Source organism: Azospirillum baldaniorum, from assembly GCF_003119195.2.
Lineage (GTDB): Bacteria > Pseudomonadota > Alphaproteobacteria > Azospirillales > Azospirillaceae > Azospirillum > Azospirillum baldaniorum.
The window spans coordinates 26,064-47,790 of the sequence record NZ_CP022260.1 but is presented as its reverse complement, the minus strand read 5'-3'; the positions used below and the strand labels follow the sequence as shown (position 1 = coordinate 47,790).

Genomic DNA, 21,727 nt, shown 5'->3' with positions numbered 1-21,727 from the left:
CCGCCCGGCTGCGCCGCTTACGGCGTCCGCTCCTCGCGGATCGCCCGTTCGAAGGCGGCCAGCATCTCCACACCCTCGGCGCCGAACCGCCGCTCAATGGCCTGCCGCACCGCGGGCTGGGTCACCTTGCGGAACGCCTCCGCCTCGCGCGGGGTCAGCGTGTGGACCTCCATGCGCTGCGCCAGCGGCGGCAGGCCGCGGTCCGAGGATTCGATCAGGCGGCTGAGGCCGCGGCTGGCGACGACGCCCAGCCGGGCGGCGTTCATCACGGCCGCGCGGTCGCTGGGGGCGAGGTCGTCCAGGAACTTGGCGTTCATCACCCAGACATAGGGGAGGAACAGGTGGTTGCTCAGCGTCAGGTGGCGCTGCACCTCGTCGAAGCGGGCGAAACGGACGATCGGCACCGGATTCATCTGGCCGTCCACCGCGCCGGTGCCCAGGGCGTTGTAGAGGTCCGACCAGGCAACGTTGACCGGCGTGCCGCCCAGGCTGCCGATCATGGTGCGGTGCGTCTCCAGATCCATGGTGCGGATCTTCAGCCCCTTCATGTCCTCGGGCTGGCGGATCGGGCGCTTGGAGTTGGTGATGGTGAACAGCCCGCCGGGATCACCGAAGCCCAGCACGGCGAGTCCCGCCTTGCGCCGGATCTCCTCGGCCAGCCGGTGGCCGAAGGGACCGTCGAAGACGTCGTAGGCGTTGGCGACCGAGGAATAGGCGAAGGGCAGGTCGATGACCGCCAGCATCGGGTAGAGCGGCGCCACCCCGCCGACCGAGGAGATGGCCGACTGGATGGTCCCCTGGCGGACCAGCTTCACGGCGTCACCGTCGCGGCCCATCTGGCCTTCGGGAAAGATCTCCACGCGCACGCGCTTCTCGGTCGCCACCTCCACATGGTTCTTGAAGACGATCGCCATGGCCCCGGCGGTGTTGTCGAAGGCGTCGTTGCGGTTCGGGTGGGCCAGCTTGATGACCGTCTCGGCGGACACCCCGGCGGCGGCGAGCGCCAGCGCCAGTACCGTGCAGGCGGCCAACAGCCGCGCCGTCCATCTGCTTTTCATCGCGTCCTCTTCTGGCTACTTGGTCTTGAAATGCTCGGCGGGGTCCCAGCCCTCGTCCGGCGGGTCGGCGATCAGCCGCTCGCAGCGCGCGATGTAGAGCCGGGCCAGCGCCGCCACCTCCGGCTCGTCGGCCAGTGGCCGCAGGAGGTCCAGCGCGGCCGACCAGCGCCGGCCGCGGTAGAGCGAGACGGCGACGTGCCACTGGCGGCACAGGTCGTGGGTCTCCGGCGGGCGGGCGAAGGCCGAATGCGGGTCGAGCGCGCCGACCAGCTCGAACAGCTCGATCGGCGCCGACAGGCCCGAGGGCACGGCGAGATCGACGGGCCGGAACAGGAAGCGCCCGCGCACCGCGTGCTCCACCGCCCCGGTGACCAGGATGCTGGTGCCGTAGACCTTGTTCAGCCCCTCGATGCGCGAGGCAAGGTTCACGTGGGAGCCCAGCGCCGTGTACTGCATGCGGTCGGAGGAGCCGACGTTGCCCACCACCACCTCCCCCAGATGCAGGCCGAAGCGGGTCGGCATCGGCGGCATGCCGGCGGCGAGGCAGGCGTCGTTGATGGCGCGGTTGACCGACAGGCAGCCCAGCGCCGCCAGGCAAGCGTGCTCCGCATGGTCCGGGTCGGGGCGCGGGGCGTTCCAGAAGGCCATGATGGCGTCGCCGATGAACTTGTCCACCGTGCCGCCATGGCCGTGGATGCAGGCGGTCATCCGCTCGAAATAGGTGGTCAGCCGGTCCAGAACCTGCTGCGGCGGCATGGCTTCGCTGGTCGCGGTGAAACCGGCGATGTCGCTGAACAGGATGCTGAGGGGACGCGTCTCGCCGCCCAGCTCGCCGCCGTCGCCGGTTACGATGATGTCGCGCACCAGCGCCTTGGGCACATAGGCGCCGAAGCGGCGCAGCCCGCCCTTCATGGCCTCCACGGCGCCGGCCAGTTCCGCCACCTCCTGCACGCGGGTGCGGACGGCGAAGCGGCCGGTCAGGTCGAAATGGCGGATGCGCTTGGTCTCCGACACGATGTCCTGCATCGGGCGGGTCAGCCGGTGCGACAGCCACAGCAGCAGCAGGACCGACACCGCCAGCAGTCCGGCGCCGATCACGACGATGCGGTAGGTGGCGCGGCGGAGGGAGCCGACGAACTCGTCCACCTCCACCGCCACGCCGACGGTCCAGCCGCTGCCGATCCCGTCGGCCAGGGTTGCGAACTCGACGATGTAGTCGCGGCCCTGCGGCCCCAGCGGGGCGATGAAGCGGTCGCCGGCCCCGCTGTTGCGGCGCTCCACCGCCTCGGCCAGCACCGGATCGGGGAAGGACGCGGTGGTGTGGAGCGACGCCGTCGCGCCGTCGCCGCCGACCAGCAGGTCGGCCCGGTTGTGGCAGATCACCCGCCCGGTGCCGTCGATCACGAACACCGCCCCGGATGATCCGATGCGCAGGGCGTCCAGCCGGTCCGCCAGCCGGTCCAGCGAGACGTCGGCCCCGATGGTGCCGATGGGCACCCCGTCGTCGGTGGCCATCCGGTAGGAGACGGTGACCACCGGACGCCGGGTCGCGGGTAGGACGAAGGCGTCGGACATCACCGCCGCCCCGGTCTTCTGCGCCGCCACGTACCAGGGGGCGGTGCGCGGGTCCTCCGTCGCCTCCGCCCGCTCCACGCCGGTGACCTGCCCCCAGGAGCGCAGGTAGAAATAGGAGTCGGCGAACCAGCCGGAGCTGGAATCCTGCATGCGCAGGGCGAGCGCGCTGCCCGGCGGCGGCGCGGCGGGGCCGAAACGTCCGCCGTCGGGGGCCAGCCGCGCCATCTGGAAGAAGGCGCCGTCCCCGGCGAAGCCGACATAGAGCGAGGCGAGTTGCGGCAGGGTGGCCAGGGCGTCGGAGAAGTAGCGCAGCGATTCGATGCGGCGCAGCCCGTTCCGGTCGATCCGCCCGAACCCGGCCATCGCCTCGGCGACACGGGCCACCGGGCTGACCAGACCGTTCAGGTCGTTGGTGACCGTCTGGGTGGTGCGCGCGATGGACTGGGACGCCACCTCCAGCGCGGTGCGGGAGTTCTCATGATAGAGGTAGCTGAGCATCACCGCGATCAGCGGCACCGTCGTCAGCAGGAAGGCCAGCGCGATTCCCACGCGCAGGCGTATCCGGTACGGCGTTTGGGACATCGGGCGGTCTCCGGAGGGCCAATATTGCGGTGACAAGGGGCGCCTCAGCCGCCGGCCGGGGCGGACAGGTCGCGGACGAAGAGGAGACGGTCATGGCCGTCGTGCTTGGGCTTGCGCGCGAAGACATGCATGCCGACCGACAGCATTCCGCGCACGCTGGCCGTGTTCTCGGGCCGGACGGTGGCGAACCAGTAGCGGTGCCGGTCCGGCGGCAGCACCCCTTGGGCGGCGGTTTCGATCAGGCGCCGGTGCAGGCCCTGCCCGCGCCGGTCCGGATGCACGAGGATGCCGGTGAAGTGCAGCGCCCGGTCGAGGTCCCCGTCATGAAGGCCATAGTCGCGGCCCAGATTGTGGTCGGCCCGACCGGGAAACTGCACGGCGAGAAAGGCGGCAAGCGCGTCGTCGGTCAACGCGCCGAGCACCGCCCCATGGCCTCTGTGTGGCCCGGCCAGCATGTCCGACAGCTCGGCCTCGCCCAGCGGGTGCATCAGCGGGCCGCAGGCCTCCCGCTGGAGTGCCAGGACGGTGCCCAGCGCATCCGGCTCCAGCAGGGCGAAGCGCAGGCCGCTCATCGCCGGCCCTCCGTCCGCTGGCGCGCTGTGCGGTGAGGGACGGTCCGCCGCCACGTCAGCAAAGCGAAGAGCAGCAGGCTGCCGGCCAGAAGCCCGCCGATCAGGCCAACCCCCTCCGGTCCGGCGCCCAGCGGGACGGCGGCGGCCAGCGTGCCGAACAGCAACGGCCCGGCGGCCTGCCCCAGCTTGCGGGTGTTGACGTGCAGGGCCAGCACGGAATCGCGCCGCCGCGCCTCGCGCGCCGCCAGCAGCTCGACGTGGCGCATCTGGGCGGACAGGCCGAAGCTCTCCGCCAAGCCGATCGCGAACACGGCGGCGAAGGCCGTCCACAGCGACGCCTGGAGACCGAACAGGGCCAGCGCCCCGGCGATCATCGCCGCGGACAGCAGCGTCACCCCCGGAATCGGCAGGCGCCGCGCCGCCATCCGGGTCAGCAGCGGACCGGCCAGAACGACGCACAGACCGTGCAGCAGGTAGGCGCGGCCCACAGTCGCCGACGACAGGCCGAGGTCCGCGATGAACAGCGGCAGATAGAAAGGCAGGAACATCGCCGCCACCGCGGTGGGCAGGGAGATCAGCGCCAGGAACAGAGGCACCTTGATGCGCCGGTGCCGTGGGTGGACCGTCGCGCTGCCGGGCAAGGGAACCGCCGCAGGCGCGCATTGCGCGGCGTCCGGCGGGACGGTTCCGGGCAGGCGGGGAATGCCGAAAGCGGTGTAGAGCAATCCTGCCAACGGGATCAGGGCGCCTGCGGCGAACACCGTCACCGGCCCGTAGGTGGTGGAGAGCAGGGCGCCCGACACGGCCCCGCAATTCACCCCGGCGTACATGCCGGCGAACAGGCCGGGTTGCAGAGCGGAACCATCCGAAACCCCGCGCAGCCGCCCGATCAGGGCGTTCGCGGCGATGAGTCCGGCCATGCTGCCCGCCCCGCTCAGCCCGCGGGCCAGGACGAACAGCAGCGGGTCGGCGGTCATCGCCGCCACGGCGGCCAGCGCCATTCCCGCCCCCGCAGCGGCGAAGCCGGTCAGCGAGACCGCCCGCCAGCCGAGCCGCCCGGTCAACCGTCCGGCGGCCAGCGCCGCGGCGACCCCGCACAGCATCTCCGCCGTCAGCGGCGCCGCGGCGATCTGGGACGGGGACAGAAAGGGAAAGGGCTCCCCGCCGAAGCTGGTCATCAGCAGCGGGACGAAGGACACCGGCAGGAAGGCGCCGAAATACATCAGAAAGGCCGAGAAGCGGATGAAGCCGGCGAAATCGCCGGTCTCCCCCGCCGCGGCGCGCCCGTCGCCCGAACGATGGGCCATCCGCGTCCGTCCGCCGAGCGCACGGTCCATCTCGAACATGAACAGCAGCGAGGTGACGAGGATGGTCGCCATGTCCAGCCCGAACTCGGTCAGCTGCGCGGCCACCCGGTCGCCGTCCACCACGGCCACCAGCTCGCGCGACTCGCCGCCGCGGTCCTGGGCGAGCGGCCAGCGCAGCGTCACGTCCGGCATGTCCGACAGGAAGGGAACGCCGGTCACCATGTGGCGTCCGTCGTGCGCCGGCGGGCTTGCGCCGGGCATGGCCAGTTCGATGGATTGCAGGGTGGGCATGCTGGCGCGGATGCGCTCGAAATAGCCATCCACCCCGACCAGCGACCCATAGTCCAGTCCGCGCCGGACCACCGACTCGACGTCGTTGCGGATCATCCGGGCGATGATCTGGGTCGCCTGTTCGGCGGCCTCCAGATGGGCGGTGGAGATCAGCGTGTAGCATTCCGCCGCCGCCGCGGTCTGGGCGGCGAGCATCGCGCCGAGCGCCAGCAGCCGGCGCAGGCGCTCCAGCCGGACCCGGCGGCCTTCCGACGCGCGGCGCAGGCCGAAGGCCATCACCAGACCGGTCAGGCCGAGGAAGCCGACCGTCCCCAGCCCCGTCCACAGGAGCTGCGGCAGGGTGCGGTCGCGGAACTCCTCGACGCGGTCGTCCACCCTGGCGCTGTCGGACTGGATGATGAGAAAGCCGGCGGGAGCGTTGGCCTGCCGGCCGTCCCGCTCGGCCTCGCCGGGATTGCGGATCGGCAGATAGAGGACGTAGGACCCGCGGTCGGCGTCGTGCCGGAACCAGTGGGGGCGGCGCTCCAGCTCGGCGCGGGCATGGCGCAGGGTGGCTTCCGGCATCGGCTCCACGAGCCGTCCCCTGGCGGTGGCGACGATGCGTCCGTCCGCCACCGCCACCCCGATCCCCCCCGCCCAGGGCAGATTGGCGGCGAGCTGGTCGAGGATCGCCTCCAGCCCGTAGAAGTCGTCCAACGGCTTGCCGTAGCCCAGCGCGTTCTGGACGTTCTCCACGGTCTTGCCGCCGACCACCGCGAAGGCGGCCATCAGCGTGCCCGCGTGGTTCTGGCGGAAGGAGCCGAGATTGATGCTCAGGCTGAAGGCCAGAGTCACCCCGACCAGAAGCACGGACACCAGAAAGGCGCGGAGGGGGCCGGAGCGGCCGGACGGAGTGCCGGGTGAGGCCATGGCTAGAGCACTCCGTGCAGTGAATCCGCGGCCAGCAGCGCTGGGAAGGGGATGGGGTAGCCGATGGCTGCCGCCGTCGCCGCGTTCCAGGCGATGGACGGCGTGTCGAAATAGACCTGCGGCAGGTGGCGCAGCGGCTCGCCGGCCATGACGCGGGCGAGGGTGGCGGCGCCGAAATGGCCGATGCCCGCCATGTCGGCGCGGGCGATGCTCATCAGCGCGCCGCGCTCCACCTCCTCGGGGCCGAGTTGCGAGAAGGTCGGGATGCGCTGTTTCAGGAAGGGCCGGGCCAGCGAGGTGAAGCGGTCCAGCGGCCAGCGCCCGTAGGTGATGTAGACGGCATCCGCCTCGCGCGACAGCGCCTCCCAGGCGGCGGTCAGCTCGACCTCGTAGCGGTACTGGTCGAGATGGTCGATCGGCGCGCGGACGTGCCGGCGCACCAGTGCGAAGCCGAGCCGCTCGGCCGTCGCCTCGATGTCGGGCAGCGAGGCGATGGCCCGTCCCGTCGGGCTGTCGTCGTAGGCGATGCCCAGCCGCCGGAACTGGAAGGTCTTGTGGAAGATGGTCAGCTGGCGCTGGAAGCGCAGCGGATCGAGATGCGCCCACACATGATCGCGCCCGGTGTCGGTTTCCGATGCGACGATCCCGGCGGCGATCGGATTGGTGCAGGAGAAGGCGAGAACCGGCATCCGGTGCGCGTCGGTCGCCAGGGCGACGCCGGCGACGGTTCCCATGACGATCATCAGGTCGATGTCGCCCGGATCCTGCAGACGCTTCACAAGCGCCGCGGCCCCCTCGGGGGTCAGGTTGGTGGTGTGGGCGTCGGGGACGAAGTCCAGGACCGGGCTGCCGGCGCGGGCGGCCAGCCAGGACCACAGGCTGGCGGTGTCGGTCTGCCCCGGCCGGTAGGGCAGGCCCGTCAGCGGGCCGGTCCAGCCCATCCGCTCCAGCTCGCCGAGGATGGCGGCGAGCGTCGCGGCGTAGTTGCCGTAGGGCATGGATTCGGCGTAGCCGACACGCCAGCGCCGCGGCACGTCCCGGACCGACGGCAGGGGGCGGGGGGCGGCCAGGACTGCGGGCGACGGGCAGAGAGCGCCGAAGCCGGCGGCGGCGGCCCCGGCCATCCAGCCGCGGCGGGTCATCGCCGCGGCTGGATGGCCCGTGGTGGTGGATTGGCTGGTGACGGACGGCACGTGCGGGCTCATTCCGTTTGGTCCTCCCCTGCGGCGCTCGACCGGTAGCGACGGACGACCCGCGGCCCGAGAAGCGGGATTGCGCTGGGGCGCAGCCCGGACCGCGCCGCGATGTCCTCCACGGTGATCCGGTGATCGCCCTGCCGCCCGATCAGGACCGCCTCATCGCCCGGCTGGACGCCGGGGACGTCTGTCAGGTCGGCCAGCAGGCTGCTCATGAAGGGGCGCCCCAGGACCGGCGCCGGGCGCCCCCGGATCAGCAGGATCCCGCCGGCCAGCCGATGCAGGTGGTGACCGTCGGAGAAGCCGAAGGGCAGGACCGCCACCGGCGTGCGTCGGGGTGCCGCGCTGGCGGCGGCGTAATCGGCGGCGTCGCCCGGCTCCAGCGCCGTCACGCGGGTGACGCGGGCCTTCACGCTCATCACCGGAGCGAGGGGGAGGGGCAACTCCCCATCCACCATGCGGATGCCGAACAGGGCGGCGCCGCAGCGCACCGCCGTGCAGCCGATGCGCGCCGCGGCCCCGGTCAGCAGGGGCCGGCCGAGCGCCGCGCTGCTGAGCGCGTGGACCAGCGGCGGCAGCAGGCCGGTTGCCCGCACCGCCTCGACCGCCTCCCCGAACCGCTCCAGCTCCGCCAAGCCTCCGTCCTCGTAAGGGCCATAGGCGCCGGACAGGTGGGTGTAAAGCCCTTCCAGCCGCAGCGCCGGCGCGGCGGCAACCGCGGCCAGCAGGTCGGTCAGATCCGCCCGCGGCCCCCCGAAGCCGGCGAAGCCGGTGTTCACCCGGACATGCACGTCGACCATCCGTCCGGCGCGGTTGGCGGCGGTGGCGAGGGCCCGCGCCTCCGCCGCGCTGGTGACGGTGGCGCCCAGCCGGTGCAGGGCGGGCAACCGAAGCTGGCTGGGCAGCGGCGGGTCGATGACCAGGATGGGGGCCGTGACTCCGGCCCGCCGCAGGGTGATGCCCTCGCCCATGTCGGCGACCACCAGCCCGTCGATCTCGAACCGCTGGAGCGCCCGACCGACCGGTCCGGCGCCGTGGCCGTAGGCGTCCGCCTTCACCACGCCGAAGACGGCCTGACCGGGGGGAAGGCTGCGGCGCAGCCGTTCCAGGTTCCGGCCGAGGGCGTGCAGATCGATGTCCGCCCAGGCGGTGGTGCTGCCCCGCCGGCCCGTCCGCGTTCCTGTCATGCAAGGAACTTCGCGCTGATGTCGGTCGAGGATTCCCTGCCGATCTTGTCGAAGTGCTGATCCAGGAACTCCTCGGCCTTGTGACGGCCCGTTTCGAACATGTAGGTCAGGAAGTCCCAGTCGGCGTTCAGCTTGCTGGTGACGCCCAGCTTCTCCACGACCTCTTCGGCGTCGACGGTGTGGATGTGCATCTTCTTGTGCTTGTCCGGGCTGAGTTCGCCGGAGTCGATCAGCTTGGAGACGAAATCGACGACGCGAAGCTCGCGCATCATGCTGGAGTTGAAGCTGAGCGTGTTGACGCGGTCCATGATCTCGCGGGCGGTGCGCGGCGGCACCGGCACGCGGACCGGGTTGATCTGGACGATCAGGATGTCGCGGCTGTCGCACTGGTCGATCAGCGGGAACAGCGGCGGGTTCCCGGAATAGCCGCCGTCCCAGTAGAAGGCGTTGCCGACCTGGACCGCCTGGAACAGGAAGGGCAGGCAGGCCGAGGCGAGCACCGCGTCCACCGAGATGTCCTTGGGGCCGAACACCTTCAGCCGGCCGGCGCAGACGTCGGTCGCCGCGATGAAGGTCTTGCAGGCCGGCGCCTTGCGCAGCCGCTTGAAGTCCACCACGTCCGACAGCACGTCGCGCAGTGGGTTCATGTTCATCGGGTTCAGCTCGTACGGCGACATCATGCGCGACAGCGCGTCGAACATCTGCCAGAGCGGGGAGAAGTCCATGTTCCCCTTGCTGAACATCTTGTCGAGCGGGGTCGGCTGAAGCGGCCCCTTCTTCGCCTCGTCGGAGATGCGGCGCCAGAATTCGCGCAGTTTGCTCCGCGCGCCCTCAGGACCGCCGATGGTCAGGCCATAGGCGGTGACGGCGCAGTTCATGGCGCCGGCGCTGGTGCCGACAATGCCGTCGATGGTCAGGCGCCCATCCTCCAGGATGCGGTCGAGCACGCCCCAGGTGAAGGAGCCGTGGGCGCCGCCCCCCTGGAGCGCGAGGTTGATCGGCTTGGCGCCCTTCCGGTTGGCGGGTTGGACGGCGGGGGCGGGCATGGTCTGGTCGGGCATGAATGGCTCCGGTCGTTGGCGCCGTGGGTGGGTGGGCGCCAGGGTTGGGAATGGGGGTGGGCTCGGTTGCGCTCGGGCGTGCGGTGCCAGTCAGAGCGCCGGCTTCATGGTCGTCGGAGGGGCCTTCGGAGCGGCCTTGGGAGGGCGGGTACGGGTCAGCACGCCGTGCTTGGTGGCGCGCCGAGCCTGGGGGGTGTCGGGCGGCGGTTTCGCCAGCAGGTCGCGGTGATCGGGAACGGCGCTGCGCAGATAGCTGCGGATCTGCTGGATCCACTTGCGCGCCAGCTCTTCGGAGATGGACAGCTCCGCCGCGATGTCCGCGTAGGGCTGTTCCTCGATGAAGCGCATGCGGGCGGCTTGGCGCATCCGCTCATCCCGGATGCCGTCGAGCGACTCCAGGACCTTGACGAGCAGGGCGCGGTCGGCGTTGGTGCGTTCCGGGTCCATGGCGTCCCGCCCGCTGGACCCGTCGGCGATGGAGGCGATCTCGACGAGGGAGCCGACCAGGACGGGGTGGCGCTGGTGGGCGCGGTGCCGGTCGATGAAATGGTTGATGGCGGTGCGCCGCAACCAGGTGCGCGTGTTGAGGATGGAGCGCGCGTAGAGGGGCAGGACATCCGACAGGCTGAGGCAGAGCCCGCTCAGGCAGTCGTGGATTTCCTGCCTGTTTCCTTTGCACAACCTTTGATATGTCCAGAACAGGTCGGTGTAATGGCGGCACCAGAAGACCCAGAAGGCCGTCTGGTCTCCGGTCGCGATGCGTTCCAAAAGGCCGGAATCGTCCAATTCGTGGAGATCCTCCCCGGTGCGGGAGAGAAGCCGCGGCGATCCAGCCATGGACAGGGAGGGCCAGGGGCGTTTCGGTTCCCGCCGCCGATCCAACGCTGTTCCGGTGGGGGTGTCCCCCAAAGGTTGCGCTCTTTGCTGCATATGACGTCCCTTGCGCGTTTTGCTCAAGGGACGCTCGCCAAGTTCTATGCGTGAACGAACTGGATATACTTTTTTTCGAAATACCTATGTATTTCGGACGAGCTTATCTAAAAAAAAGCCTATCTGACTACAACCGCACTATGTCTTGATAATCAAGACATGGCTATGCACACGCAGGTGGATGCGTCGATTCTACGGGTTGGCAGCGAAGGATCGGGATAGGGCAGTAACGCCACGTAGCGCCGGGCCGTTCAGGGCCTTAAGGATAAAAGTGTATTAACCAAGGGGATCGAATGCTCGATCGCAGCCCCGACAATGTTTCCAGATTTCTATATTTCAGGGGGGAGATACCGCGGTGTGCGGGGCCATCCGAATCATCTGCCGGATGGCAGGAGTGGAGGGGCTCGAACCCCCAACCCCCGGTTTTGGAGACCGGTGCTCTACCAATTGAGCTACACTCCTGTCGCCGCCTTGCAGCGGGAAGCCGCTTTTAGGCGATTTCAGAGCGGCACACCAGCAGAAAATTGCTGTGATCCGATCCGAAACGCTCTTTCACCACAGACAGGGCGGAGAGCGGAGCTGGGGCAAGCGCTTCGACCGTGGCTGGACCACCGCCAGCCCTCCATCCCCGCAGTATGGAAAGTAAAAATTTACCAATAAAAGTAAATTTTGGTATGAAACGGAACATAGAGTCCGATGTATTTGTAGAAATACGACATATTTGAAAATACAGATGTCAAATTTTAAAGAATGATGTCAGGGAAGCCATGGTTGGCGCGGGAAGGGTTGGCGTGTGACGCCTCCCGCGTCACGGGCTCGCGAAGCCGTGGCGCAGCAGGATCGCCTGACCGGCTGGGGACAGGATGCTCTGGGCGAGCGTTTCCGACCGCCCGCGGTCCGCGCCGTTCAGGGCGGTCTGCTCCTTGCTTCGTGCGTTCGGGCCAGCTCGGAATCCTGGGAGACGGCGGGGATTGAGCGCGCTTGCCGACGCTCAGCGCACCAGCGCGACCGGCTGCCCGCTGTCCGGATGGGGGATCACCGCCATCGGCAGGCCGTAGATGGCGCGCAGCCGGGCGGGCGTCATGATCTCGGCCGGGGCTCCGCGGTCGATCAGCCGCCCTCCCTGCAGGGCGACGATGTCGTCGCAGAAGCGGGCCGCCATGTTCACGTCGTGCAGCACCGCGACCACCCCGATGCCGCGCTCGCGCGACAGGCGGCGGACCAGGGCCAGCACCTCCACCTGATGGGCGACGTCGAGCGCCGAGATCGGCTCGTCGAGCAGCAGGCAGCCGGCGTCCTGCGCGATCAGCATGGCCAGCCACACCCGCTGCCGCTCGCCGCCCGACAGGCTGTCGACCAGCCGGTCAGCGAAGGGCGCGGTGTCGGTCAGCGCCAGCGCCTCCTCCACCTTGCGGGCGTCCTCCGCGCGGAAGGCGCCGAGCGCGCCGTGCCACGGATAGCGGCCGAGCGCCACCAGCTCGCGCACCAGCAGGCCGGACGCCGCGGGCATGTGCTGCGGCAGGTAGCCGATGCGGCGGGCGAGCGCCCGCTGTTTCCAGCGGTCCAGGGGCCGGCCGTCGAACAGCACCCGCCCGCTGCTGGCCGGCTGCTGGCGGGCGAGAATCTTCAGCAGGGTCGATTTGCCAGAGCCGTTGTGGCCGATCAGCGCGGTCACCCGGTGGGGGAAGAGGTCGCAGGACGGCAGGTCGAGCAGGAGGCGCCCCGGCAGGGCGAAGCGCACCCCATCGAGGTGGAACATCGGCTCCGTGACGGGCGTCATGCCGACGTCCCCGGCGGGGTGCGCCGCCAGTAGGCGACGGCGAGCATGCGGTCGCGGTCGATGCCGCGCCCGCGCAGATGCTCGCGCAGCCGGGCGAGGTTGTCGAACTCGCAGGCGACCCAGGCGAACAGAGTGGCGCTGTCCGCCGGGAGGGTCAGGGCGCGCACCGCCTCGACCAGCGGGCGGGCCCTATCGGCGTTGCGGCGGTGCAGCCAGCGGACGGCGATTCCCGCGGGGGCCCGGAGCGGCAGCTCGTCTGCCGCGTCCTCCACCTCGATCAGGGCGGTGCCGCGGGCGTCGTCGGGCAGCTCCTCCAGGATGCGGGCGATGGCAGGGAGGGCCGTCTCATCGCCGGCCAGCAGGTACCAGGAGGCCGGGGAAACGCCGAGCCCGTAGGGGCCGGACATGCCGCAGAGGTCGCCGGGCCGCGCCCGCCGGGCGAAGTCGGCGCCGGGGGCCTCGCCGGAATGGCCGTCATCATGGCCGCCGTCCTCGTGCAGGACGACGTCGATGTCCAGCTCGCCGGCGTCGGCATCGACGCGCCGCAGGGTGTAGTAGCGGACCGCCGGCCGGCGCTCGGGGTCGGGCAGGACCGGCCGCCCGTCGGGGCCGGGGCGCGGCCAGGACGGCGCCTCCAGCCCCGGCGGCGGCAGGTAGAGGCGGACATGCAGGTTGTCCGACGTCGCGAAGCGGCCAAGGTCCCGGCCGTGGAAGGTGATGCGGCGCAGGCGCGGGGTCAGGTCGCGGACGGCGGCGACGCGGATTTCGCGGAAATCGGCGAACAGCGCCCCGGTCTCGACGTCGCCGGTCCAGACGATCGCCGTGTCCTCCCCGAGCAGGCCGAGCAACTGCTCGGTAATGGAGCCGCGAAACCGCTCCAGGAGGCCGCGGTCGTCCGATTCCGCCCGCAGACGCAGCGCGTCCGTGCCCACGGTCAGAGTCAGGCGGCCGAACGGTCCGTCCGTCGTCCGGCGGTCGCCGTCGCGGGTGAAGGTCAGGCCGTAGGGCTCGGAGGCGGCGACCAGCCAGTCCGCCGCGGCGGCGGGGGTGCCGGGGAGGAGGTCTTGGGGAATCGCGGTGTCGCAGGAAAAGCGGGGCATCAGCGCCGTCCCAGAAGCCAGAGGAGGAAGGGGCCGCCGATCACGGACGCGAGCAGCCCGGCGGGCACTTGATAGGGGAAGATCATGCCGCGTCCAAGCCAGTCGGCCGCCAGCATGACCAGCCCGCCGAGCAGGGCGGAGCCGGCGAGATGGGCCGCCGCCCGCTGCAGGCCCATCATGCGGGCGAGGTGCGGCCCCATCAGCCCGACGAAGCTCAGCGGCCCGACGATCAGCGTCGCCGCCGCGGTCAGCAGCGCCGACAGGCTGAACAGGACGGCGCGGCTGAGCGGCGGGCTGACCCCCAGCGCCGCCGCCACCCCGCCGCCGAGCGGCAGCAGGTCGAGCCAGCGGGCGACGAAAGGGATGGCGGCGACGGCGAGCCCGGCCAGCAGCGCCGTCGCCAGCGCGTCGGTCGGGCCGACCATGTAGGTGGAGCCGGACAGCCAGGTGACGAGCGTCTGCAGGCGCGGGTCGTGCCCGGCCATCAGGACGGCGACGACGACCCCGGAGATGGAGCTGGTGGCGATCCCGGCCAGCAGCAGCCGGTCGGGCGAAAAGCCGTCCCTGTGGCCGAGCGCCAGCATCGCCGCCAGCACCGCCGCCGCTCCCGCCCCACCGGCCAGGATCTGGGCGCCGCGGCCGGACGCCTCGGTCGAGAACATCAGAACGATCACACCGAGGATCGCGCCGGAGGACACGCCGAGGATTTCCGGCGCCGCCAGCGGGTTGCCGGTCATCCGCTGCAGCGTGGCGCCGGCCACCGCCAGCATCGCCCCGCCGGACAGCGCGGCGAGCGCCCGCGGCAGGCGCCAGGGCTCCACCGCGGCAAGAGCGCCGCCAGCACTCCATTCCCAGCCGTCTGGCCCGCGGCCGGCGGCGACCGCCGCCCACAGGGCCAGCGGCAGCAGCAGGGCGCCGGCGGCGAGCAGCAACGCCGGGCGGTGCGCCCGCGGCGGCGGCGCGGCGGTGGACGTGACTGGCGGTGCCGTCGTGCGCAGGTGGGGCAGCAGCCACAGCAGCATCGGCACGCCCAGCACCGCGGTGACGGCGCCGGTCGGCAGCTCGCGGTAGGTGACCGGGGCCAGCAGCACCAGGGCGTCGGTCGCCCACAGCAGGGCGGCGCCGCACAGTGTCGCCCAGAGCAGGCGCGGACCCAGCCGGCGGGCGCCGGCCATGCCGACGATGGTCGGGGCGGCCAGCCCGACGAAGCTGACCACGCCGACGGCGGCGACGCTCAACGCCGCCAGCATCACCGCGATCACCAGACCGGCCAGACGGACGCCCGCCACCGACAGGCCCAGGCTGCGCGCCCCGCCCTCGCCGAGGCCGAGCAGGACCAGCGGGCGCAGGACCAGCGTGGCGGCGAGCGCCAGCATCGCCAGCCGCGGCGCCAGGAAGGCGGCCGTGCTCCAATCCTGCTGGTCGAGAAAGCCGGCGCCCCACAGGAACAGGCCGATCAGCAGGTCGTGGTTGAACAGCACCATCACGCCGCTGACCGACCCGGCGTAGAGGCTGAGGACGAGGCCGGCCAGAACGACGGTGACCGGCGACAGCCCCTTGCGCCAGGACAGCGCCAGCAGCGCCGCCGCCGACAGCCCGGCGCCGGCCAGCGCCACCCATTCCCGCCCCAGCGCCAGCGCGTCGGGCAGCCACAGCGTGGCGACGGCGAGCGACAGGTGCGCGCCGGCGGAGATGCCCAGCGTGGCGGGCTCGGCCAGCGGGTTGCGCAGGACCTGCTGGAGGATGGCCCCGGCGAGCCCCAGCGCCGCCCCGACCAGCAAGGCGACCGCGAAGCGCGGGAACAGGACGTAATGGGCGGCGAGCTGGTCGAGCCGTCCCGGGTCGGGAGCGACGAGCGCCCGCCACCACAGCCCGGCCGGCAATTGCCGCTCAAGGACGAGGGCGGACACCAGCCCGGCCAGCAGGAACAGGCCGATGACCGGCCAGGCGGGATCGAAGCGGCGGGAGGGGGATGACGTCGCGGTGTCAGCCATGATGCGGCGCAATCCCCTCGCCGAGCAGGCGGGCGAAGCGCTCCGCCGCCGGGACGCCGCCGTAGAACAGGATGGGCGGCAGGATGGTGACCCGGCCTTCGCGCAGGAAGGGCAGCCCGGCGAACAGCGGCAGGGCGGCCAGCGCCTCCAGCGCCCGTCCGCCCTCGCTGCCGATGTTGACCAGCCCGGCGTCGGGGCGCCCGGCCAGCCGGTCCATGGTCACCGTGGCGTGGCCGTAGGGGCCGCTGGGGCCGGTCCAGGCGTTCGCGATGCCCAGCCGGTCGAGGACGTCGTGATAGAGGCTGTTGCGCCCGTGGATGAGGACGCGCCGCCCGTCGAGCACACTGAGGATGTAGAGCGGTCGCGGCTCCCATCCGGACAGCCGGTCGCGCGCCGCCGCCAGAGTGCGGTCGAGCCGGGCGACCGCCTGTTCCGCCGCCTCCGGCACGCCGAGGCCGGCGGCCAGCCCGCGCAGCGACGCGATGGCGAAGGCGAGTTGTCCACCCGGCTGCCCGCCCCTGTCGGAGCGGGTGTCGAAGGGCGGATGGACGGTGACCGGGGCGATCCGTTCCAGCCGGCCCTGCACCGCCGACAGCGTGCCGTCGCTGACGAAGCGTGCCGGGGCCAGCCGGTCGAGCAGCTCCAGGTTCGGCTCCGCCCGCGCGCCGACGTCCGGAACGCCGTCCGGCACCGCCGGTTCGACCACCGCCCGGCGGTAGCGGTCAAGCTCGGGCAGGCCGCGGGGAACGATGCCCAGCGCCAGCAGGGCCTGCGCGCTCGTCCAGTCGAGCGCGCAGAGTCCGCCGTCCGTCCTTCGCTCCGCCGCCCGCGCGCCGCCGGCCATCAGACCGGCAGAGAGCAGGACGGCAGGGAGCATGGCGGCGGTGCGAAGGATGCGGCGCCGGCCGACGGTGCCGTTGATGCCGGGCATCGGGGAGGCCTTACCAGCTGTACTTCAGCGTCGCCAGGATCTGGCGGCGGTTGCCGTACAGCACGGTGTTGTCGTAGAAGCCCGGCGAATAATATTTTTTGTCGGTCAGGTTGCTGACGTTGAGCGCGGCGCTGGCGCCCGCCAGCTCCGGACGCAGGGCGCCCAGGTCGTAGCGGATGGCGGCGTCGATCAGCGCGTGCTCGGGGATGCTCGCGGTGTTGGCGATGTTCTTGGACGAGCCGACATAGCGCACCCCCGCCCCGAGGCCGAGCCCGTCCAGCGGCCCCGCCTTGAAGGTGTAGTCGCCCCAGGCCGAGGCCATGTGGCGCGGAATCCCCTTCGGCCGCAGCCCGACCGAGCTGGTGGAGGACCCGACGGCCGGGTTGTCCTTGGTGATCTCGGCGTCGATGAAGGCGTAGGAGGCGATCAGGCTGAACGCCTCCGTCAGCGCCATCTTGCCCTCCAGCTCGACACCGCGGCTGCGGATCTCGCCCTCCTGCACGGCGTAGCCGCTGTAGAGCGGGTCGTTGGTCGACACGTTCTGCTGGGTGATGTGGTAGAGCGAGGCGGAGATGAAGCTGTTCCAGCCCGTCGGCTGGTACTTCACACCGACCTCGTACTGCGTGCCGGTGGTCGGCTTGAAGGTGCCGCCGCCGCGTTCCGGCGCCAGCGTGCCGGTGCTCGGCTGGAACGAGGTCGCGTAGCTGGCGTAGGGCGCGATGCCGTTGTCGAAGACGTAGCCGAGGCCGGCGCGCCCGGTGAAGTCGTGGTCGCGCGTGGTCTGGAAGCCGTTGGAAAGATAGTCGACCTCCTTGCCGACCACCCAGTCCTGACGGCCGCTGAGCGTCAGGATCCAATTGTCGTAGCGCAGCTGGTCCTGGAGGTAGGCGCCGATCTGCGACAGCTTGCTCTTCCCGTTCACCCAGGGGTCGGCGTAGAGGAACTCCGTCCCCGGATAGATCGGGTTGAAGATGTCGACGACCAGCGAATTCAGCGTGTTCCGCCGCGTCTCCTTGCCGGAGTAGTAGCCGTAATCGACGCCGGCCAGGATGGTGTGCGAGACCGGGCCGGTGGTCAGCTTGCCCTGGATGTTGCTGTCGATCAGGTAGGTGTCGGTGTTCTTCGGACGGTCCTGCAGCCCCACCGGGTAATAGCGGCCGTCCACCAGCTCGACCGGCCATTCGGTGCTGAAGGAGGACTGGAAGCTCACCCGCGAATGCATGTAGCGGGCGTTCTGGTGGATCGTCCAGCCCGGGCTCAGCTCATGCTCGACCTCGTAGCCGATCGACGTGTTCTTCACCCGCCAGTCGGACACGCCCGGAACGCCGAAATAGAGGTCGGTGCCGATCAGGTCGAGCGCGCTGCGCGGGATGCTCTGCTCCGACCCGCTCATCTTCAGCGACTGGTAGCTGGCGAGCAGGGTCAGCTTGGTCCTGTCGGTCGGCTTGAAGGTCACCGCCGGCGCGATGTAGAAGCGGTCGTCCGGCGCGTGGTCCACCTGGGTGTCGGACAGGCGGCCGAGCCCGGTCAGGCGGTAGAGCACCTTGCCCTCGCCATCGACCGGTCCGCCGAGATCGAAGGCGGCCTGACGGCGCTTGTAGCTGCCGGTCTGAAGCTGGATTTCGTGCAGCGGAGCGGCCGTGGGCCGCTTGCTGGTCAGGTTCACGACGCCGCCGGGCGCGGTCTGGCCGAACAGGACCGACGAGGGGCCCTTCACGATGTCGACGCGCTCCAGCCCGTAGGGCTCGAAATTGGTGTCGTAGTTGTTGAAACCGGCCCGCAGGCCGTCGCGGTAGATGCCGAACAGGCTGAAGTCGCGGAAGCCGCGCATCGAGAAGTCCGGGGCGCCGGGGCCGCCCGGATAATCGACCACGACGATGCCGGGCGAGTAGGCGACAGCACCGCCGAAATCCTGAACGGCGCGCTGGTCCATCTCCTCGCGGGTCACGACGGAGATGGTCTGCGGAATCTCGACGAGCGGCGTGTCCACCTTGGTGCCGACGGCGCTGCGCGTCGCGACATAGCCACCGGTGCCGCCGACGACGCCCTGGACGGTGATCGGGGCGAGAACCGTCGCGTTGCCGGACGATCCGCCGCTGACCGGGCCGCCGGCCGGCTGCTGCTGCGCCAGGGCGGTTGGCTGATGCGCCAACGCCGTCATTCCGGCCATCGTCGTCGCTAGCAGGACAGCTTTCAGACGCCCGCGCGTGCCCGTCGCCGGACGGACGGCCGCTGCGGCCGCACCAACCCCAATCTCCATCTCCAAACCCCCGAATGACGCTCGATCCGGCGGGTTCCGCGTCCTGCGAAACCCGTCTCCTGGCTCTAAGACGAAGGGGGTAGGCGGAACTTAAGGGGATTCTTTCATCGCCGTGAAATTTTTAGCGGGTGAATTCCTCCTGGGCGACCATTCCGGCGGTCAGCCGGAGCAGATGGTCGGCCACGTCGAAGTAGCGGTCGTCGTGGGAGATGACGATGATCGTCTTGCCCATCGCCTTCAGACTGGGCAGCAGCTCGGTGTAGAAGATCCTGCGGAAGGCCGGGTCCTGGTCGGCGGCCCATTCATCGAACACCAGCACCGGCCGCCCCTCCGTCCAGGCCTGGAGCAGGGCCAGCCGCTTGCGCTGTCCGGTGGACAGGTCGGTCGTGCTGAACACCCCGTCGACCAGACTGACCTTGTGGGCGATCTCCAGCCGCTCCAGATAGGCCTGAGCCTCCTCCGGCACGCGGTCGCCCGTCTGGATCAGGTCGTCGAACAGGAAGTAGTCGGCGAAGATGGTGGTGAAGAGCTGGCGGTAGTCGTCGCGCGTTTCCGGCGTGACCGGGGTGCCGTTCAACAGGATGTCCCCGTCCTGCGGGGCGTAGAGGCCGAGCAGCATCTTGATCAGCGTGGTCTTGCCGCAGCCGTTCTCGCCGACGATGAACAGGATCTCGCCGCGCCCGACGCGCAGCGACACGGGGCCGAGCACGAAGGGCTCCACGTCCGGCCCGGCCGGTGGGTAGGCGTAGCGGGCGTCGCGCAGTTCCAGCGAGTCGATGGTTTCGGGCGGGCGTCCGTCGTCCTTCATCAGCAGATGCGGCTCCGGCGAGGCGAAGGCCGCCGACAGCTCGGCGATGCGGCGGAAGGCGACCTGGGCGCGACTGACGATGGGCAGGGTGCCGATCAGATGCTCCAGCGGCCCCTTCATGTAGAGCAGGACCAGGATGAAGCCGCTGAGCGTCCCGCGGTCGGTGCTGGGCCACAGCGCCTCGACGCCGAGCGCCACCCCGATGACGATGAAGAACAGGGTGGAGCCGAACCCCTTGGCGACGACGAAGAGGGTGATCGAGCGGATCTGGACCTCGCAGATGCGGTCGATGGTCCCGCGCAGCGCCTCGCTTTGCAGGCGCAGCCGGCGCGGCCGGTTGATGCGCAGCTCCTTCGCCCCTTCCGCCAGCGAGCGGTAGTGCTTCTGCAATTCGTCCTCGTGGGCGCGCGCCTCCTGGAAGCCGTCGATGCCACGGCCGCGCGCGACGTACTGCACGGCGCTGCCGATCAGGATGGCCGCCGCCGTCGCCAGGAACATCGGCCAGGACAGCAGCGCCAGATAGACGAGGCTGCCCAGCGTGACGCTGAGCGACACCGCCAGCGGCGCGAAGACGAAGGCGAAGTCGCTGATGGTGTCCACGTCGTGGGTCAGCACCGGGATCAGGCGGTGGCTGCGGTAGCGCTCCAACTGGTCGATTGGTGCTGTCAGGATGCGGTCGCCCAGATCCTTGCGCAGCCGCGCGATGACCCGCTGCCCGATCCGGTTGGTGCCGATGTCGGACAGGACCGAGCCGGCCAGCGCCAGCGCGCACAGCCCGGCGAAGGCGAGCAGGAGTCCGGCGCCGGGGCTGTCGCCGGCGTGCAGGATGCGGTTGATGGCGGCCAGCAGCCCGGTCACGCTGAGCCCGCCCAGCACCCCCAGCAGGGTGGCGGCGGTCAGCAGCGGCCAGAAGGGGCGCAGGAGGTGGAGCAGAGCGGAAAGGCTGGAGGAACGGGGGGACGTCGGCATCGGGGTTCCTGGGGGACGGGGCGACAGACGGCCGCGCGACGACTCCGCCGGGAAGGCGGACGCGCACGGCCCTGACGACTAGGACGAACGAGCGGGGCAAAACTGAAGCGGCCCCGGCGGAGCGGTCGCGGCGATCCGCCCCGTCTTGCGGTGTGGTCCCGGTCTGCCCTATAGCTGGCACACGATTTCCGGAGCCGAGCGCGCCTGTATGCCTCCGTCCCATCCTTCCGACGACGACCGCGTGACCGAAGAGGCGGCGGACTGGTGCCTGCGCCTGCAAGCGGAGGAGGTGAGCGACGCCGACCGGGCCGCCTTCGAGCGCTGGTGCCGGGACGACCCGCGCCATGTGGCGGAATTCGACGCGATGCGGGAGCTGTGGGGCCTGTCCGCCGGGCTGCGACCGCGGGTGGCCGCGACCCCCGCTCCGGCACGGCCCGTCGAGACGGTGCGGTCTCCCCTTGTCCGGGCGCCGAAACAGCGGCGCTGGGCGCTGGCGGCCTGCGTCGCGGCGGTCCTGGCCGTCGGCTGGCCGGTGGGCTGGTCGTTCGGTGTGCTGCCCGGCACGGTGGATGTCTTCCTTGGCGGCGACCGGCACCGCGTGGTCGGTCTGCCCGACGGCTCGACGGTGGACCTGAACGTCCGCACCACCCTGTTCTACGCCCAGTTCCGCGACCGCCGCAGCGTCCTGATGGACCATGGCGAAGCCTATTTCGCGGTCGCGGGCGACGCCGCGCGGCCCTTCACCGTCTTTACCGCCGCCCATCGGGTCCGGGTGACGGGGACGCGGTTCAACGTCTGGGCCAACGACGGCGAGCTGGCCGTGACGCTGGCTGAAGGCGGGGTGACCGTGAGCGCCGCCGCCGCGGTGGGCGAGGAGCCCCTGCGGCTGACACCGGGCCAGCAGGGCCGCTTCGCCCGCGACAGCCGGTTCGGCAGCGTCGCGCGCGTCGATCCGACGCGGGTCCTGTCCTGGCGCGAGGGGAAGCTGGTGTTCGACGACATCACCCTGGCGGAGGCGGTCCCGCTGCTGAACCCTTACCTGTCGCAGCCGCTGCGCTTGGCCGACCGCCGGGTCGGGGCGATGCGCATCGGCGGCGTGTACGACGTCGCCGACCTCGACCGCGTGGTGGCGTCGCTGCCGCGGGTGCTGCCGGTGACGATCGCCGCGAAGGACGGCGCGCTGCTCCTCTCCGCCCGCTGAGGCCGGGGGGCACCAG

Annotated in this window: 15 protein-coding genes and 1 tRNA gene; 1 reads left to right on the top strand and 15 read right to left on the bottom strand. The window is 70.8% G+C overall.

Going from position 1 to position 21,727, the window contains the following annotated elements:
• Positions 1-17: 17 nt before the first annotated feature.
• The 15 genes from Sp245p_RS26935 to Sp245p_RS26865 form a co-directional block, all read right to left on the bottom strand.
• Entirely contained in the window at positions 18-1,058 is a 1,041-nt protein-coding gene (locus Sp245p_RS26935; protein WP_014241951.1) for a TRAP transporter substrate-binding protein, read from the bottom strand.
• 15 nt (positions 1,059-1,073) lie between these two features.
• Complete coding sequence (locus Sp245p_RS26930; protein ID WP_014241950.1) at positions 1,074-3,215, bottom strand: adenylate/guanylate cyclase domain-containing protein; 2,142 nt, start codon at positions 3,213-3,215, stop codon at positions 1,074-1,076.
• Positions 3,216-3,259: 44 nt separating this feature from the next.
• Positions 3,260-3,787: a GNAT family N-acetyltransferase gene (locus Sp245p_RS26925; RefSeq protein WP_014241949.1), complete on the bottom strand. Its 528-nt coding sequence runs from the start codon at positions 3,785-3,787 to the stop codon at positions 3,260-3,262.
• The gene (locus Sp245p_RS26920; protein WP_109139074.1) at positions 3,784-6,294 is read right to left on the bottom strand and encodes an MFS transporter; all 2,511 of its coding nucleotides are present in this window, start codon (positions 6,292-6,294) and stop codon (positions 3,784-3,786) included. The genes Sp245p_RS26925 and Sp245p_RS26920 overlap by 4 nt, the downstream gene beginning before the upstream one ends.
• Before the next feature lie 2 nt (positions 6,295-6,296).
• The gene (locus Sp245p_RS26915) at positions 6,297-7,499 is read right to left on the bottom strand and encodes an ABC transporter substrate binding protein (protein ID WP_014241947.1); all 1,203 of its coding nucleotides are present in this window, start codon (positions 7,497-7,499) and stop codon (positions 6,297-6,299) included.
• Positions 7,496-8,677, bottom strand: coding sequence for an alanine racemase (gene alr / locus Sp245p_RS26910; protein ID WP_109139073.1), 1,182 nt, complete (start codon positions 8,675-8,677; stop codon positions 7,496-7,498). The genes Sp245p_RS26915 and alr overlap by 4 nt, the downstream gene beginning before the upstream one ends.
• Positions 8,674-9,738, bottom strand: a complete 1,065-nt coding sequence (locus tag Sp245p_RS26905) for a patatin-like phospholipase family protein (RefSeq protein ID WP_014241945.1) — start codon at positions 9,736-9,738, stop codon at positions 8,674-8,676. Before Sp245p_RS26905 ends, alr begins: the two co-directional genes overlap by 4 nt.
• Positions 9,739-9,828: 90 nt before the next feature.
• Positions 9,829-10,575 (bottom strand): RNA polymerase sigma factor, encoded by a 747-nt coding sequence (locus Sp245p_RS26900; protein WP_014241944.1) that lies wholly within the window; start codon positions 10,573-10,575, stop codon positions 9,829-9,831.
• Between the two features lie 479 nt (positions 10,576-11,054).
• Positions 11,055-11,130 (bottom strand) — tRNA-Trp (locus tag Sp245p_RS26895).
• Between the two features lie 529 nt (positions 11,131-11,659).
• Positions 11,660-12,448, bottom strand: coding sequence for an ATP-binding cassette domain-containing protein (locus Sp245p_RS26890; protein WP_014241941.1), 789 nt, complete (start codon positions 12,446-12,448; stop codon positions 11,660-11,662).
• Positions 12,445-13,548 (bottom strand): siderophore-interacting protein, encoded by a 1,104-nt coding sequence (locus Sp245p_RS26885; protein WP_014241940.1) that lies wholly within the window; start codon positions 13,546-13,548, stop codon positions 12,445-12,447. Before Sp245p_RS26885 ends, Sp245p_RS26890 begins: the two co-directional genes overlap by 4 nt.
• Positions 13,548-15,542, bottom strand: a complete 1,995-nt coding sequence (fhuB, locus tag Sp245p_RS26880) for a Fe(3+)-hydroxamate ABC transporter permease FhuB (RefSeq protein ID WP_109139196.1) — start codon at positions 15,540-15,542, stop codon at positions 13,548-13,550. The genes Sp245p_RS26885 and fhuB overlap by 1 nt, the downstream gene beginning before the upstream one ends.
• Positions 15,535-16,473, bottom strand: a complete 939-nt coding sequence (locus Sp245p_RS26875) for an ABC transporter substrate-binding protein (protein ID WP_014241938.1) — start codon at positions 16,471-16,473, stop codon at positions 15,535-15,537. The genes fhuB and Sp245p_RS26875 overlap by 8 nt, the downstream gene beginning before the upstream one ends.
• Before the next feature lie 10 nt (positions 16,474-16,483).
• Entirely contained in the window at positions 16,484-18,634 is a 2,151-nt protein-coding gene (locus Sp245p_RS26870; RefSeq protein ID WP_420867248.1) for a TonB-dependent siderophore receptor, read from the bottom strand.
• 220 nt (positions 18,635-18,854) lie between these two features.
• On the bottom strand, positions 18,855-20,510 hold the full coding sequence (locus tag Sp245p_RS26865; RefSeq protein WP_014241936.1) for a cyclic peptide export ABC transporter: 1,656 nt from the start codon (positions 20,508-20,510) through the stop codon (positions 18,855-18,857).
• Positions 20,511-20,718: 208 nt separating this feature from the next.
• Between Sp245p_RS26865 and Sp245p_RS26860 the strand changes: the two genes are divergently transcribed.
• Positions 20,719-21,711, top strand: a complete 993-nt coding sequence (locus Sp245p_RS26860) for a FecR family protein (protein ID WP_014241935.1) — start codon at positions 20,719-20,721, stop codon at positions 21,709-21,711.
• Positions 21,712-21,727: the final 16 nt, after the last annotated feature.